A 14,025-nucleotide genomic window follows, 5' to 3' on the forward strand; every position below is an offset into this window, starting at 1 on the left:
ATCCGCCGCGCGCTTTTGTCAAAAGAATCAACCGCCTCCCATGCCACTCGTTCTTGCCTCCACGTCGCGCTTTCGGCGCGAGCTGTTGTCGCGCCTCGCGCTGCCGTTTTTAGCCGTCGCCCCGGTGTGCGACGAGACGCCGCTGCCGGGCGAATCCGCGCTCGACACCGCGGTGCGCCTCGCGCGCGTCAAGGCGATGTCGCTGGCCGACACCCACCCGGATGCGCTCCTGATCGGCTCCGACCAGGTCGCGCTGCTCGACGGCGAACAGCTCGGCAAACCCGGCACGCTCGAGAAGGCGCGCGCGATGCTCGCCGCGATGAGCGGCCAGACCGTGCTGTTTCACACCGCGCTGGCGCTCTACAACGCGGCGAGCGGCCGTCTGCAGGAGGCGGTCGACGTGACCCGGGTGACGATGCGCCCGCTGACGCCGGCGCAGATCGACGCCTACCTCGCGCGCGAGCCGGACGCGCTGCACTGCGCCGGCGCGGCCAAGAGCGAGGGACTCGGCGGCGCGCTGATCGCGCGGATCGACTCGACCGACCCGAACGCGCTGATCGGCCTGCCGCTGTTCGCGCTGGTGACGATGCTGCACAACGAAGGCGTGGAGATCCTGTAAAGATGCCGACCCTGTTCCTGATCCCGACCCCGCTGGGCGACGCCGACACGCCGTGGCTGCCCGAGGCCGAGCGCGCGCGCGTCGCCCACCTGAGCCACTTCGTCGTCGAGGCCGAGAAGACCGCGCGCAAGCATTTGAAGGCGCTCGGCGTGACGACGCCGATCCGCGAGCTGTCGCTCGCTGTGCTTAACGAACACACGCCGGCCGCCGACGTCGCCGCGCTGCTCGCACCGTTGGCCGAGGGCCACGACGTCGGCCTGGTGTCGGAGGCCGGCTGCCCGGCGGTGGCCGACCCGGGCGCGCAGCTGGTCGCGCTGGCGCACGAGAAGGGCTACGAGGTAATGCCGCTGATCGGCCCTTCGTCGATCCTCTTGGCGCTGATGGCGTCCGGCGCCAACGGCCAGCGCTTCGCCTTCCACGGCTACCTGCCGGTGGACGCCGCCGAGCGCGACAAGGCGATCCGCGCGCTGGAAAAGGAATCGCGCGAGCGCGACGTCAGCCAGGTGTTCATCGAGACGCCCTACCGCAACAACGCGCTCTTGGCCTGCCTGATCGAGACGCTGTCGCCGGCGACCCGCCTCGCGGTCGCCTGCGACCTGACGCTGCCGACGCAGACCATCGTCAGCCGCCGCGTCGGCGACTGGCCCAGGAGCCGCCCCGACCTGCACAAGCGCCCGGCGATCTTCGTGATCCACGCCGCGCGCTGAGCGCCGACTTGCCAGAGTCATAAACATTGCGCACAATGCGCGCCGCATGACGTTTGCAAACGTTGTGTTATTTCCACGATCTTCTTCCTCCCAGCCGCGTGCGCTCCCCCGCCCGCGGCTTTTTTTCGCGCTTCGCCGCCGGCAGGCGGCATCCGCATCAGCGCGCGAGCCGCGCCAGCAGCGCGTCCCGCGCCGCGCCGTCGAGTTTCCCGTCGGCGAGCGCCACCGTCAGCCGGCCGAGCGCGCGGTAGGCGGCGGCATCGCCCGGCTCGGTCAGGACGGCGAGGTGGCGCGCGACGGTGCCGACGTCGCCGCGCACGATCGGGCCGGTCAGCGCCGCCTCCGGGCCGAGCGCGAGCGCGTTCTCGAGCGTCTGCCGCATCAAGGGGCCGAGCAAGCCGGGCACCGCCGCGTCGGGGACGCCGGCGTCCTTCGCGAGCCGGCCGGCCAGCGACGTCAGCGTGACCAGGTAGTTGGACGCGACCGACAGCGCCGCGTGGTAGGCGGCCTTGCCGCCGAGCGCGAGCCGGAACGGCGCGCCACCGATGGCGCAGGCCAGCTCGGCGAGCCGCGCGACCGCCGCGTCGTCGCCGTCTAGCGCGCACGGCGTGCCGGCGAAGGTCGCGACCGCGCGCGCCGGCTCGGCGAACGAGAAGGCCGGATGCAGGCAGCCGACCGCCACGCCGCGCGCCGCCAGCGGCGCGAGCAAGTCAAGCTCGCCGGCGCCGCTGGCGTGAAACACCAGCGCGCCGGCCGGCCAGTCGCGCGCGGCCAGCGCGGCGGCGACCGCGGCGATGCGCGCGTCGGGCACCGCGATCAGCGTCAGTTCGGCGTCGGGCAGCGCGGCGAAGTCGGCGCACGCCGTGCCCGCGCCGACGAAGGCGACCGCCGCCTCGGCGCGGGCCAGGCTGCGGCACAGCACGCCGCCGATGCGGTAGCGACCCGAGCCGGCCGCCAGATACGCGACGCTCTGGCCGAGCCGGCCGGCGCCGACGATGTTCAAGCCGATCATGATCGCTCCCCAAAAGCGCCATTATCGCCGCTTTGGCGCCGCAAAGGGCCAGCCCGGCCACGGCAGCCGTCAGCTGCCTATCCTGCCGCCGTCGTCCTTGGTGATCACCACGGTCGCCGAGCGCGGCCGGCCGCCGGCGCCGTCGTCGGGCCAGCGACTGAACGCGAGCGGGTGGCGCGCGAGGTAGTCTTCCATGCTCTGGCCCGCCGCCAGACCGGTCGGCTTGCGCGGATGCTCGCCGGCTTCGCCCGGGTGCTGGATGTTGACGAACATCGTCGTCGAATCGGGCGTGAACGACAGGCCGGTGATCTCGCAGCCGGACGGGCCGACGAGAAAGCGGCGGATCTCCTTGCTGGCCGGGTCGGCGCACAGCATCTGGTTGTTGCCCTGGCCGGCGTAGTGGCCGGCGTTGCTGAAGTTGCCGTCGGTCTGGATCCACAGCCGGCCGTCGGCGTCGAAGGCGAGGCCGTCCGGGCTGTTGAAGCTGTTGTCGGCGGTGACGTTGGCCGAGCCGGAGCGCGGATCGCCGCGGTCCGGGTAGGCGATCGGGTTGCCGGCCAGCACGAACAGGTCCCACTCGAAGCGCGTCGCGGTGTGGTCGCCGCCGGCCTCGCGCCAGCGCACGATCTGTCCCCAGCGATTGGCCGCGCGCGGGTTGGCGTCGTCGACCTGGCCGGCGGTGCGCGACGAATTGTTGGTCAGCGTGCAGTAGAGTTCGCCGCTGGCCGGATGCCGGGCGATCCATTCGGGGCGGTCCATCCTGGTCGCGCCGACCGCGTCGGCCGCCTGGCGCGCGCGGATCAGCACCTCGGCCTGGTCGGCGAAGCGCGCGTCGGCGGCGAGCGTCGCGTTGGCGTGCTTGTCCAGCAGCAACCACTCGCCGCTGCCGGCGAAGTCGCCGCCGGCGGCGCCGGCGTCAAAGCGCGCGACGTAAAGACGGCCGCGATCGAGCAAATCGCGGTTGGCGGCCGGCCGCCTCGGGTCGTAAACGCCGTCGGAAACGAATTTGTAGATGTACTCGAAGCGCTCGTCGTCGCCCATGTAGACGACGACGCGCCCGTCGGCCGCGACGACGACGCAGGCGTTCTCGTGCTTGAAGCGTCCGAGCGCGGTGCGCTTTTTCGGCGTCGACGCCGGGTCGAAGGGGTCGATCTCGACCACCCAGCCGAAGCGGTTGGGCTCGTTCGGCGTCGCGGCCAGGTCGAAGCGCGCGTCGTGCTCGTGCCAGCGGTAGCCGGCGCCGGCGGCGGAGAGGCCGTAGCGCGCCTCGGACGGTCCGGGCTTCCAGCCGGTCGCCGCGGTCGCGAAGTAGGCGTTGAAGTTTTCCTCGCAGCTCAGGTAGGTGCCCCATGGGGTGACGCCGTTCGCGCAGTTGTTCAGCGTGCCGCGCGCCGCGGTGCCGCTGGCGTCGGCGGCCGTTTTCAGCAGCGCGTGGCCGGCGGCGGGGCCGCTCAGCGTCATCGGGCTGTTGCCGGTCAGGCGGCGGTTGTAGCGCGAACCGCGCTGCACCTTCCAGACGCCGCCTTGCTTCTTGACGTGCACGACCGACACGCCGTGCGCGTTCTGCGCCTTGGTCACCTTGTCGGCGGTCCACGGCGCCAGATAGTCGCCGTCGCCGCCGGGGGCGAACAGGTATTCGTAGTTGCAATACTCGTGGTTGACGACCAACAGACCTTCGCTGCTGCTGGGACGACCGCCGACGGTCAGCGGGAAAAAATGCATGCCGTCGAGGTTGTCGCCAGCCTGCAGCGCCTGCTCCGCGCCGCTCTCGCCGGCGTCGCCGCGCCAGGCCGGCGAATGCGCGAACAGCGGATCGCCCCAGCGGTACAGCACGCGCGCGGTATAACCGGGCGGCACGACGACCTCGTCGCCGCTCGAGGCCGCCACCGCGGCGAAACCGAGCAGCGGCGCCGGAGCGGAGCGGGCGAGACCGGCGGCGCTCAGGCTGCCGCTCAGGCCGCCGAGAAACAGCGCGGCCGACAGGCCGGCGCCGCTCTTGAGCAGCGCGCGGCGGCTGAACGCCCGCTCCACCACGTCGTGGAAGGTGTCGTTGTGGCCGGGATTGGACGGGGCGGCGTGGTCGTCGTTGACGTCGAACATCGTGGCAAGACTCCATGGGAGGACAATCGGGAAGCCGCCGATTGTGTGCCCGCACGATGACCGGCCGGTGAAGAAGTCATGACATATTGTTAAACAGCCCCGACGGGCCGATACGCACCGGACAAACCCGCGCCGCATTCGGTAAACTGGCGCCTCGCCGGCGGCGCCGCAACCCCGACCGTCGGCCCTCGTACCAGGAGAACCATCATGGCCCAAGCACTCAAGCATTTGTTCGAAAACAACCGCCAGTGGGCGGAAAGGATCACCCGCAACGATCCGGAATTCTTCGCCAACCTGTCGCGCCAGCAGGCGCCGGAGTACCTGTGGATCGGCTGCTCCGACAGCCGCGTTCCGGCCAACGAGCTGATCAACCTGCTGCCCGGCGAGGTGTTCGTGCACCGCAACGTCGCCAACCTGATCGTACACTCCGACCTGAACTGCCTGTCGACGCTGCAGTTCGGCGTCGACGTGCTGAACGTCAAGCACGTGATCGTCACCGGCCACTACGGCTGCGGCGGCGTCGCCGCGGCGCTGGAGAACAAGCGCGTCGGCCTGGTCGACAACTGGCTGCGCCACATCCACGACATCAAGCACAAGCACGAGGAACGCCTCGCCGCGCTCGACCCGGCCGAGCGCCTCGACCGCCTGTGCGAGCTGAACGTGATCGAACAGGTGCTCAACGCCTGCCAGACCACCGTGGTGCAGGACGCCTGGCAGCGCGGCCAGGAGCTGGCGGTGCACGGCTGGGTCTACCGCCTGAACAACGGCCGCCTGCAGGATCTGAACGTGTCGATCAGCAGCACCGAGGAAGCACTCGACCGCTACAACGACGCGCTGGCCGCGCTCGGCCGCTAAGCGCCGGCTTCACATCACCAGGGTTGGCCGAGCCGACCGAGCGGGGCAAGCAAAGCGCCGCGAGGAAATGGCTCGGCCAACCTTTTTTGCACCCGCGCGCCACCGCCCGCTTCCGGGCTCGCCACCTCTCCCCCCCTCTTTACGCGATCTTTACGCGCCTCCCGCCTTTCTTGACGCCGTTTTGACGGCCGCCTTCCTAGACTCGCAGCGTGTTCAAAGCCGGAGTCTTGCCATGGACCTGACCTACCTGTTGCTGAGCCTCGCCGCGTTCGCCGCGATCGCCGGGCTGATCTTGCTGTGCCGCCGTCTCGAAGGAGGGCGCCCATGACCCTGCCGCTCGCCGCCGGCCTGCTCGCCGCGCTCTTGTTCGCCTACCTCGTCTACGCCCTTCTCTACCCGGAGCGCTTCTGACATGAAAGACACCATGCTGTTGCAAAGCGCCGTCTACCTCGGCCTGCTGACGCTCCTCGCGTGGCCGCTGGGCGCCTACATGAAAAAGCTGTTCGAAGGCGAGTACCGCTGGCAGGCGCGGCTCGAGGCGCCGGTCTGGCGCGCCTTCGGCGTGAGCCCCGGCGACGAGATGCCGTGGCCGCGCTACGCGCTCGGCCTTGTCGCCTTCAACGCGCTCGGCGTGCTGTTCCTCTACGCCCTGCAGCGCCTGCAGGGCGTGCTGCCCTTGAACCCGCAGGACTTTTCCGCGATCCCGCCCGACTCGGCGTTCAACACCGCGATCAGCTTCGTCAGCAATACCAACTGGCAGGGCTACGCCGGCGAGACGACGATGAGCCACCTGACGCAGATGCTGGGCCTGACGGTGCAGAATTTCCTGTCGGCGGCGAGCGGCATCGCCGTCGCGATCGCGCTGATCCGCGGCTTCGCGAGGCGCGAGGCGCAGGCGATCGGCAACGTATGGGTGGATCTCACGCGCGCGACGCTCGGTCTTCTCTTGCCGCTGGCGACCGTGATCGCGCTGATGCTCGCCAGCCAGGGCGTGATCCAGAACCTGGCCGCGAGCGTCACCGTGCCGCTGGTCGAACCGCTCGTCGTCAAGGAAGCCGTCGTCGACGCGGCGGGCGCGCCGCAAAAGGACGGCGCGGGCCGGGCCGTCACGCGCGACAGGACCGTCGCCGAGCAGACGCTCGCGCAAGGCCCGGTCGCCAGCCAGGAGGCGATCAAGATGCTCGGCACCAACGGCGGCGGCTTCTTCAACGCCAATTCGGCGCACCCGTACGAGAACCCCAACGCGGTCAGCAACCTGATCGAGATGCTGGCGATCTTGCTGATCCCGGCCGCGCTGTGCTTCGCCTTCGGCCGCATGGTCGGCGACGCGCGCCAGGGCGTGGCGATCTTCGCCGCGATGACGGTGCTGTTCGTCGGCATGCTCGCGACGCTCTACTGGGCCGAGAGCTCGGCCAACCCTAGCCTGACCGCGCTCGGCGTCGACCCGGGCCTGGGCAATATGGAGGGCAAGGAGGCGCGCTTCGGCATCGCCGCGAGCAGCCTGTTCGCGACCATCACCACCGCCGCCTCGTGCGGCGCGGTCAACGCGATGCACGACTCGCTGATGCCGATCGGCGGCATGGTGACCATGCTGCAGATGCAGCTCGGCGAAGTCGTCTTCGGCGGCGTCGGCTCGGGCTTCTACGGCATGCTGCTGTTCGCCGTCGTCGCGGTGTTCGTCGCCGGCCTGATGATAGGCCGCACGCCCGAATACCTCGGCAAGAAGATCGGCAGCTTCGAGATCCGCATGGTGATGATCGCCCTGCTGGCGACGCCCTTCCTCGTGCTCTTGGGCTCTGCGATCGCCGTCGTGTCCGACGCCGGCCTGGCCGGCCTGGCCAACCCCGGCGCGCACGGCTTCTCCGAGATCCTGTACGCGTTCTCGTCGGCCGCGAACAACAACGGCAGCGCCTTCGCCGGCCTGTCGGCCAACACGCCGTTCTACAACACGCTGCTGGGCCTGGCGATGTGGTTCGGCCGCTTCGCGATCATCGTGCCGGTGCTGGCGCTCTCCGGCAGCCTCGCCGCCCGCCGCGCGGTGCCGGTCACCAGCGGCACCCTCGCCACCCACACCCCGCTGTTCGTCGTGCTGCTGGTCGGCGCGGTGGCGGTGCTGGGCGCGCTGACCTATCTGCCGGCGCTCGCGCTCGGCCCCGTCGTCGAACACCTGAGCCTCTTCGGCATCCGTTGAGGAGAGAGCAATGAAACCCGAAAAACCGCAAACCCCCGACATCGTCGGCATCCCGCCGCACCACAAGCGCGCGTTCGGCCTCGTCGACGCCCGCTTCGTCAAGCCGGCGCTGCTCGGCGCGCTGACAAGGCTGGACCCGCGCGAGCAGGCGAAGAACCCGGTGATGTTCGTCGTCTTCCTCGGCAGCCTGTTCACCACAGCGCTGTTCTTCATCGGCCTGGCCGGCACGCTCGACGCGCCGCTGTCCTTCATCGGCGCGACGACGCTGTGGCTGTGGTTCACCGTGCTGTTCGCGAACTTCGCCGAGGCGCTGGCCGAGGGGCGCAGCCGCGCGCAGGCGGCGTCGCTCAGGGCGGCCAAGAAGAGCGTGGTCGCCAAGAAGCTGTCGGCGCCGCGCCGCGACGCCGGCATCACGCTGACGACGTCGACCGAACTGCAGAAGGGCGACGTGGTGCTGGTCGAGGCCGGCGACATCGTGCCCGGCGACGGCACGGTGCTCGACGGCATCGCGTCGGTCGACGAGTCGGCGATCACCGGCGAATCGGCGCCGGTGATCCGCGAGTCGGGCGGCGACTTCTCGTCGGTGACCGGCGGCACGCGCGTGCTGTCCGACTGGGTCGTCGTCGAGGTCACCGCCAACCCGGGCGAGGCCTTTCTCGACCGCATGATCGCGATGGTCGAGGGCGCGCGTCGCCAGAAGACGCCGAACGAGATCGCGCTGACCGTGCTGCTGGTCGCGATGACGCTGGTGTTCCTGCTCGCCTGCGCGACGCTGTACCCGTTCTCGCTGTACGCGGCGCGCGCCGCCGGCGGCGCGCCGACCTCGCTGACGGTGCTGGTCGCGCTCTTGGTGTGCCTGATCCCGACCACCATCGGCGGGCTGCTGTCGGCGATCGGCGTCGCCGGCATGGGCCGGCTGATGTCGGCCAACGTGATCGCCACCTCGGGCCGCGCGATCGAGGCGGCCGGCGACGTCGACGTACTGCTCCTGGACAAGACCGGCACGATCACGCTGGGCAACCGCCAGGCGACGCGTTTCCTGCCGGCGCCCGGCGTGTCCGACGCCGAGCTGGCGAACGCCGCGCAGCTGGCGTCGCTGGCCGACGAGACGCCGGAGGGACGCAGCATCGTCGTGCTGGCCAAGGAAAGGTTCAATCTGCGCGAGCGCCAGCTCGAGGAAATGCACGCGCACTTCGTGCCGTTCACCGCGCAAACGCGCATGAGCGGCGTCGACGTCGACGGCCGCCAGCTGCGCAAGGGCGCGGCCGACGCGATCCGCCAGCAGGTGCTCGAGCACGGCGGCGCCTTCCCCGGCGAGGTCGGCGCGCTGGTCGACGCGGTCGCCAAGCAGGGCTCGACGCCGCTGGTGGTGTCCGAGCTCGCGTCGGGCCGCGCGCGCGTGCTCGGCGTCGTCGAGTTGAAGGACATCGTCAAGGGCGGCATCAGGGAGCGCTTCGCCGAGCTGCGGCGCATGGGCATCCGCACCGTGATGGTGACCGGCGACAACCGGCTGACCGCCGCCGCGATCGCCGCCGAGGCCGGCGTCGACGACTTCCTCGCCGAGGCGACGCCGGAGGCCAAGCTCAAGCTGATCCGCGCGCACCAGGCCGAGGGCCGGCTGGTCGCGATGACCGGCGACGGCACCAACGACGCGCCGGCGCTGGCGCAGGCCGACGTCGCGGTCGCGATGAACACCGGCACGCAGGCGGCCAAGGAGGCCGGCAACATGGTCGACCTCGACTCGAGCCCGACCAAGCTGATCGAGATCGTCGCGATCGGCAAGGAGATGCTGATGACGCGCGGCGCGCTGACGACCTTTTCGCTGGCCAACGACATCGCCAAATACTTCGCGATCCTGCCGGCCGCCTTCGCCACGACCTACCCGCAGCTCGGCGCGCTGAACGTGATGGCGCTGGCGACGCCGGCCTCGGCCATCCTGTCGGCGGTGATCTTCAACGCGCTGGTGATCGTCGCGCTGATCCCGCTGGCGCTCGGCGGCGTGCGCTACCGGCCGGACAGCGCCGAGAAGCTGCTGCGCCGCAACCTGTTCGTTTACGGCGTCGGCGGGCTGATCGTGCCCTTCGCCGGCATCAAGCTGATCGACCTCGCGCTCGTCGCGCTCGGCTGGGCCTGAGCCGCAACGCCGCACCGTGATCAAGGAAACCACCATGAAGCAAACCGCAAAAGCCATCCTGCTGCCCTGCGCCAAGGTCTTCGGCGCGCTCGCGCTCGTCACCGGCCTGGCCTACCCGCTCGCCGTCACCGGCCTCGCGCAGGCGCTCCTCCCCAACCAGGCCAACGGCAGCCTGATCGTCGAGAACGGCCACGCGCGAGGCTCGGCGCTGATCGGCCAGCCCTTCTCCGACCCCGCGCACTTCTGGGGCCGCCCGTCGGCGACCGGCGGCGTGCCGTACAACGGCCAGGGTTCGGGCGGCAGCAACCTGGGCCCGCTGAACCCGGCGCTGCAGGCCGCCGTCGCCGGACGCGTCGCCGCGCTCAAGGCGCTCGACCCGGCCAACACCGCGCCGGTGCCGGTCGAACTCGTCACCGCGTCGGCCAGCGGCCTCGATCCGCACATCTCGCCCGAAGCCGCGCGCTGGCAGGCATCGCGCGTCGCGCGCGCCAGCGGCCTGCCTCCGGCCGAGGTCGAGGCGCTGATCGCCGCGCACGTCGAGGGCCGCGCACTCGGCTTTCTCGGCGAGCCGGTCGTCAACGTGCTCAGGCTCAACCTGGCGCTCGACGCGCGCGTGAAGGCCCTGCGGGCGGCGCGCGCCGATGCGGCATAATGGCACGATGACGCCCGACCGCCCCGACCCCGACGCGCTGCTGGCCCAGGTCCAGCAGGAGGCCGCGCGCGCGCACCGCGGCCGGCTGAAGGTGTTTTTCGGCGCTGCCGCCGGCGTCGGCAAGACCTGCGCGATGCTCGAGGCCGGCCGCGCGCAGCGCGACGCCGGCGTCGACGTGCTGGTCGGCCTGGTCGAGACGCACGGCAGGAGCGAGACCGCGCGGCTGGCGTCGCAGCTGCCGCGCCTGCCGGTGCGGCGCGTGCCCTACCGCGGCACCGAACTGAAGGAGTTCGACCTCGACGCGGCGCTGGCCCGCAAGCCGCAGCTGATCCTCGTCGACGAGCTGGCGCACTCGAACGCGCCGGGCAGCCGCCACCTCAAGCGCTGGCAGGACGTCGACGAACTGCTGGACGCCGGCATCGACGTCTACACCACGCTGAACGTGCAGCACCTCGAGAGCCTCAACGACGTGGTCGGCCGCATCACCGGCGTGCGCGTGTCGGAGACGCTGCCCGACTGGGTGTTCGCCGAGGCCGACGAGGTCGAGCTGATCGACCTGCCGGTCGACGAATTGCTGACGAGGTTGGCCGAGGGCAAGGTCTACCTGGCCGAGCAGGCCGAGCGCGCCGCCAGCCACTTCTTCCGCAAGGGCAACCTGATCGCGCTGCGGGAACTGGCGCTGCGGCGCACCGCCGCGCGCGTCGACGAGGAGATGCACGACTACCGGCGCCGCGCGGCGATCGGCGACGTCTGGCAGGTAACCGAGCGGCTGGTGGTGGCGGTCGGCGACGCCGACGGCGAACGGCTGGTGCGCGCCGGCAAAAGGTTGGCCGAGGCGCTGCGCGCCCAGTGGTGGGCGGTACACGTCGAGACGCCGCGCGGCCGCGCCGACGCCGCCGGCGTCGGCGCCGCGATGAAGCTCGCCGAGAGCCTCGGCGCGCAGGTGGCGACGCTGGCCGGACAGGACGTCGCCGCCGAGCTGGTCAACTTCGCGCGCAGCCGCAACGCGGCGCGGCTGGTGCTCGGCCAGGCGCGCGCGCGGCGCCGGCCGTGGCGGCGCGCGCCGCTGGCCGAGCGCATCGCGCAGCTGGCCGACGACGTCGACCTGACGCTGATCGCCAAGACAGCGCGCGAGAACGCCGCGCTGTCGGCGCTGCTGGCCGCCAGCCGCGACTACCTTGGCCTCGAACACCGCGACGCGACGCGGCGGCGCCGGCGCGGCACGCTCGCCTGGGGCCTTGGCCTGCCGGTGGCGGTGACCGCGCTGGCGTGGCCGCTGCGCGGGCTGACCGAGCCGATCAACCTGATCATGGTCTACCTGCTGGTCGTCGTGATCGCCGCCTACCGCTACGGCCACGGCGCGGCGCTGCTGGCCTCGCTGGCCAGCGTCGCCGCCTTCGACTTCTTCTTCGTGCCGCCGCACCTGACCTTCGCGGTATCCGACACCCAGTACCTGTTCACCTTCGCGGTGATGCTCGGCGTCGCGCTGACGATCAGCCGGCTGACCGCAGACGTGCGCCGCCAGGCGCGGCTGGCCGGTTTCCGCGAGCGGCGCACCGCGCTGATGTACGAGCTGGTACGCGCGCTGCTGGCCGAGGACGACGAGGACGGCGTGATCCGCGCCGCGGTGCGCCGCCTCAACGAACACCAGCAGGCGCAGGCGGTGGTGCTGCTGCCCGACGGTGACGGCCGCCTCGCCCACCCCGGCGGCGACGGCGTCGCCGGCTCGCTGCACGGCGCCGACCTCGGCGTCGCGCAGTGGGTGTTCGAACGCGGCGAAGCCGCCGGCCTCGGCACCGCGACGCTGCCGGGCGCCGACGCGTTGTACCTGCCGCTGTCGGGCGCCGAGGCCACACTCGGCGTGCTCGCGGTACGCCCCAAGGGCGGGGACAGCCTGACGCTGCCCGAGGAGCGCCGCCTGCTCGACGCCTTCGCCGCGCAGCTGGCGCTGGCGCTCGAGCGCGTCCGGCTCGCGCGCGACAACGAGACGGTGCGCGTCGCCGCGCACGGCGAGAAGCTGCGCAACTCGCTGCTGACGTCGATCTCACACGATCTGCGCAGCCCGCTGGCCGGCATCGTCGGCGCCGCCTCGACGCTGGCCGAGCGCGAGTTGCCGGCGGACCAGCGCCGCCAGTTGGCCGAGGGCATCGAAGCCGAGGCGCTGCGCATGACGCGGCTGGTGGGCAGCGTGCTCGACATGGCCAGGCTCGAGGCCGGCGCGATGCCGCTGGCGCCCGAATGGCTGCCGATCGAGGAGGCGTTCGGCGCGGCGGTCCACGCGCTGGGGCCGAGGTTGGCCCGGCATCCGCTCGCGATCCGGCTACCCGACGGCCTGCCGCTGGTGTACGCCGACAGCCGGCTGCTCGAACGGGTGCTGGTCAACCTGCTGGAAAACGCGGTCAAATACACGCCGCCCGGCAGCGCGCTGACGCTGTCGGCCGAGGTCGACGCCGCCGGCGCGACGCTGTTCGTCGACGACAGCGGCCCGGGCCTGGCCGTGCCCGACCCGGACAGTCTGTTCGAAAAGTTCGCGCGCGCCCGCCCCGAGGACAACGCCGGCGGCGTCGGCCTCGGGCTGGCGATCTGCCGCGCGATCGTCGAGGCGCACGGCGGTACGATCAGGGCCAGCCGCCGCGCCGAGGGCGGCGCGCGCTTCGCCGTCTTCCTGCCCAGCCCCGGCGCGCCGCCCACCGTAGAAGGAGAAGCCAAGCCATGAGCGCCGCCGCGCCCATCCTCGTCGTCGAGGACGAACCGCAAATCCGCCGCTTCCTGCGCGCCAGCCTGACCGCCGAGGGTTTCGCGGTACGCGAGGCGGGCAGCGCGCGCGAGGGCCTCGCCGAGGCGGCGCGCCACCTGCCGCAACTGGTGCTGCTCGACCTCGGCCTGCCCGACGCCGACGGCGAAACGGTGATCCGCGCCCTGCGCGAATGGAGCGCGGTGCCGGTGATCGTGCTGTCGGCGCGCAGCCAGGAGGCCGACAAGGTCGCCGCGCTCGACGCCGGCGCCGACGACTACCTGACCAAGCCCTTCGGCGTGGCCGAGCTGTTGGCGCGCATCCGCGTCGCGCTGCGCCACCGGCTGTCGAGCGCGCAGCCGTCCAGCCCGGTGATCGCGGTCGGCGAGCTGACGATAGACCTGGCCGCGCACACCGTCGCGCGCGCCGGCGAAGCGGTGCACCTGACACCGCTCGAATTCAGGCTGTTGGCCGAGCTCGCCCGCCACGCCGGCAAGGTGCTGACACACCGCCACCTCTTGAAGGAAGTGTGGGGACCGAGCGCCGTCGAACAGAACCACTACCTGCGCATCTATATGGCGCAACTGCGCCACAAGCTCGAGGCCGATCCCGCCAAGCCGCGCCACCTGCTGACCGAGACCGGCGTCGGCTACCGCTTCGCCGCCGACGCCTGAGGCCTGAGGCCTGAGGCCTGACGCCTGAGGCCTGAGGCCTGTGACGCGACGGTTTGACTTTGTCTTAACCTTTACGCATAAAAAAATCGTTAGCGCTTTCCAACCGGCCGCGCGCCGCCCCTTCAGGAAGGAGTGCCCGATGCCGATGCGTACCCTGCTACTCGCCCTCCTCGCCGCCTACGCGACCTACGGCGTCGCCGCCCCGGCCACGCCCGGCGGCGACACGCCTCTCAGCGCGGCCAAGAGCGCCCGCCCCGCCTGAAGCCGATCATCGCCAGGGCCGGCCGCCCGACACCGGGCGCCGGCCGTTTTTTCGCGCGCACGCCGCGCGCCGCCGCGACAAAGAA

Annotated in this window: 12 protein-coding genes; 10 read left to right on the top strand and 2 right to left on the bottom strand. The window is 71.5% G+C overall.

The window, feature by feature from the left end; genetic code table 11:
* Positions 1-40 precede the first annotated feature (40 nt).
* Positions 41-619, top strand: a complete 579-nt coding sequence (locus EV683_RS06620) for a Maf family protein (protein WP_131862257.1) — start codon at positions 41-43, stop codon at positions 617-619.
* A gap of 2 nt (positions 620-621) precedes the next feature.
* Positions 622-1,326 (top strand): SAM-dependent methyltransferase, encoded by a 705-nt coding sequence (locus tag EV683_RS06625; RefSeq protein ID WP_131862258.1) that lies wholly within the window; start codon positions 622-624, stop codon positions 1,324-1,326.
* A gap of 157 nt (positions 1,327-1,483) precedes the next feature.
* Here EV683_RS06625 and EV683_RS06630 read toward each other — a convergent pair whose 3' ends face one another.
* Together EV683_RS06630 and EV683_RS06635 are read right to left on the bottom strand one after the other, a co-directional pair.
* The gene (locus EV683_RS06630) at positions 1,484-2,338 is read right to left on the bottom strand and encodes a Rossmann-like and DUF2520 domain-containing protein (RefSeq protein WP_131862259.1); all 855 of its coding nucleotides are present in this window, start codon (positions 2,336-2,338) and stop codon (positions 1,484-1,486) included.
* Between the two features lie 69 nt (positions 2,339-2,407).
* Positions 2,408-4,438 carry a PhoX family protein gene (locus EV683_RS06635; RefSeq protein ID WP_131862260.1) on the bottom strand — a complete coding sequence of 677 codons (2,031 nt, stop codon included), beginning with the start codon at positions 4,436-4,438 and terminating at the stop codon, positions 2,408-2,410.
* Positions 4,439-4,645: 207 nt separating this feature from the next.
* Between EV683_RS06635 and can the strand changes: the two genes are divergently transcribed.
* The 8 genes from can (at position 4,646) to EV683_RS14700 (ending at position 13,940) form a co-directional block, all read left to right on the top strand.
* Positions 4,646-5,293, top strand: coding sequence for a carbonate dehydratase (gene can, locus EV683_RS06640; protein ID WP_066611562.1), 648 nt, complete (start codon positions 4,646-4,648; stop codon positions 5,291-5,293).
* A gap of 297 nt (positions 5,294-5,590) precedes the next feature.
* Complete coding sequence (gene kdpF, locus EV683_RS06645; protein WP_197457419.1) at positions 5,591-5,704, top strand: K(+)-transporting ATPase subunit F; 114 nt, start codon at positions 5,591-5,593, stop codon at positions 5,702-5,704.
* Position 5,705: 1 nt separating this feature from the next.
* Positions 5,706-7,484 (top strand): potassium-transporting ATPase subunit KdpA, encoded by a 1,779-nt coding sequence (kdpA, locus tag EV683_RS06650; protein ID WP_131862261.1) that lies wholly within the window; start codon positions 5,706-5,708, stop codon positions 7,482-7,484.
* 10 nt (positions 7,485-7,494) lie between these two features.
* A complete protein-coding gene (kdpB, locus tag EV683_RS06655; protein WP_131862262.1) occupies positions 7,495-9,618 on the top strand; it encodes a potassium-transporting ATPase subunit KdpB in 2,124 nt (707 codons plus the stop codon).
* Between the two features lie 34 nt (positions 9,619-9,652).
* Positions 9,653-10,270 (top strand): potassium-transporting ATPase subunit KdpC, encoded by a 618-nt coding sequence (gene kdpC, locus EV683_RS06660; protein ID WP_131862263.1) that lies wholly within the window; start codon positions 9,653-9,655, stop codon positions 10,268-10,270.
* Positions 10,271-10,277: 7 nt separating this feature from the next.
* On the top strand, positions 10,278-12,986 hold the full coding sequence (locus EV683_RS06665; RefSeq protein ID WP_131862264.1) for a sensor histidine kinase: 2,709 nt from the start codon (positions 10,278-10,280) through the stop codon (positions 12,984-12,986).
* Positions 12,983-13,678: a two-component system response regulator KdpE gene (gene kdpE, locus EV683_RS06670; protein WP_131862265.1), complete on the top strand. Its 696-nt coding sequence runs from the start codon at positions 12,983-12,985 to the stop codon at positions 13,676-13,678. Before EV683_RS06665 ends, kdpE begins: the two co-directional genes overlap by 4 nt.
* Positions 13,679-13,817: 139 nt before the next feature.
* Positions 13,818-13,940, top strand: a complete 123-nt coding sequence (locus tag EV683_RS14700) for a hypothetical protein (protein ID WP_279432276.1) — start codon at positions 13,818-13,820, stop codon at positions 13,938-13,940.
* The last annotated feature ends 85 nt before the right edge of the window (positions 13,941-14,025 follow it).

The organism is Crenobacter luteus (assembly GCF_004345725.1).
Classification (GTDB): Bacteria; Pseudomonadota; Gammaproteobacteria; order Burkholderiales; family Chromobacteriaceae; genus Crenobacter; species Crenobacter luteus.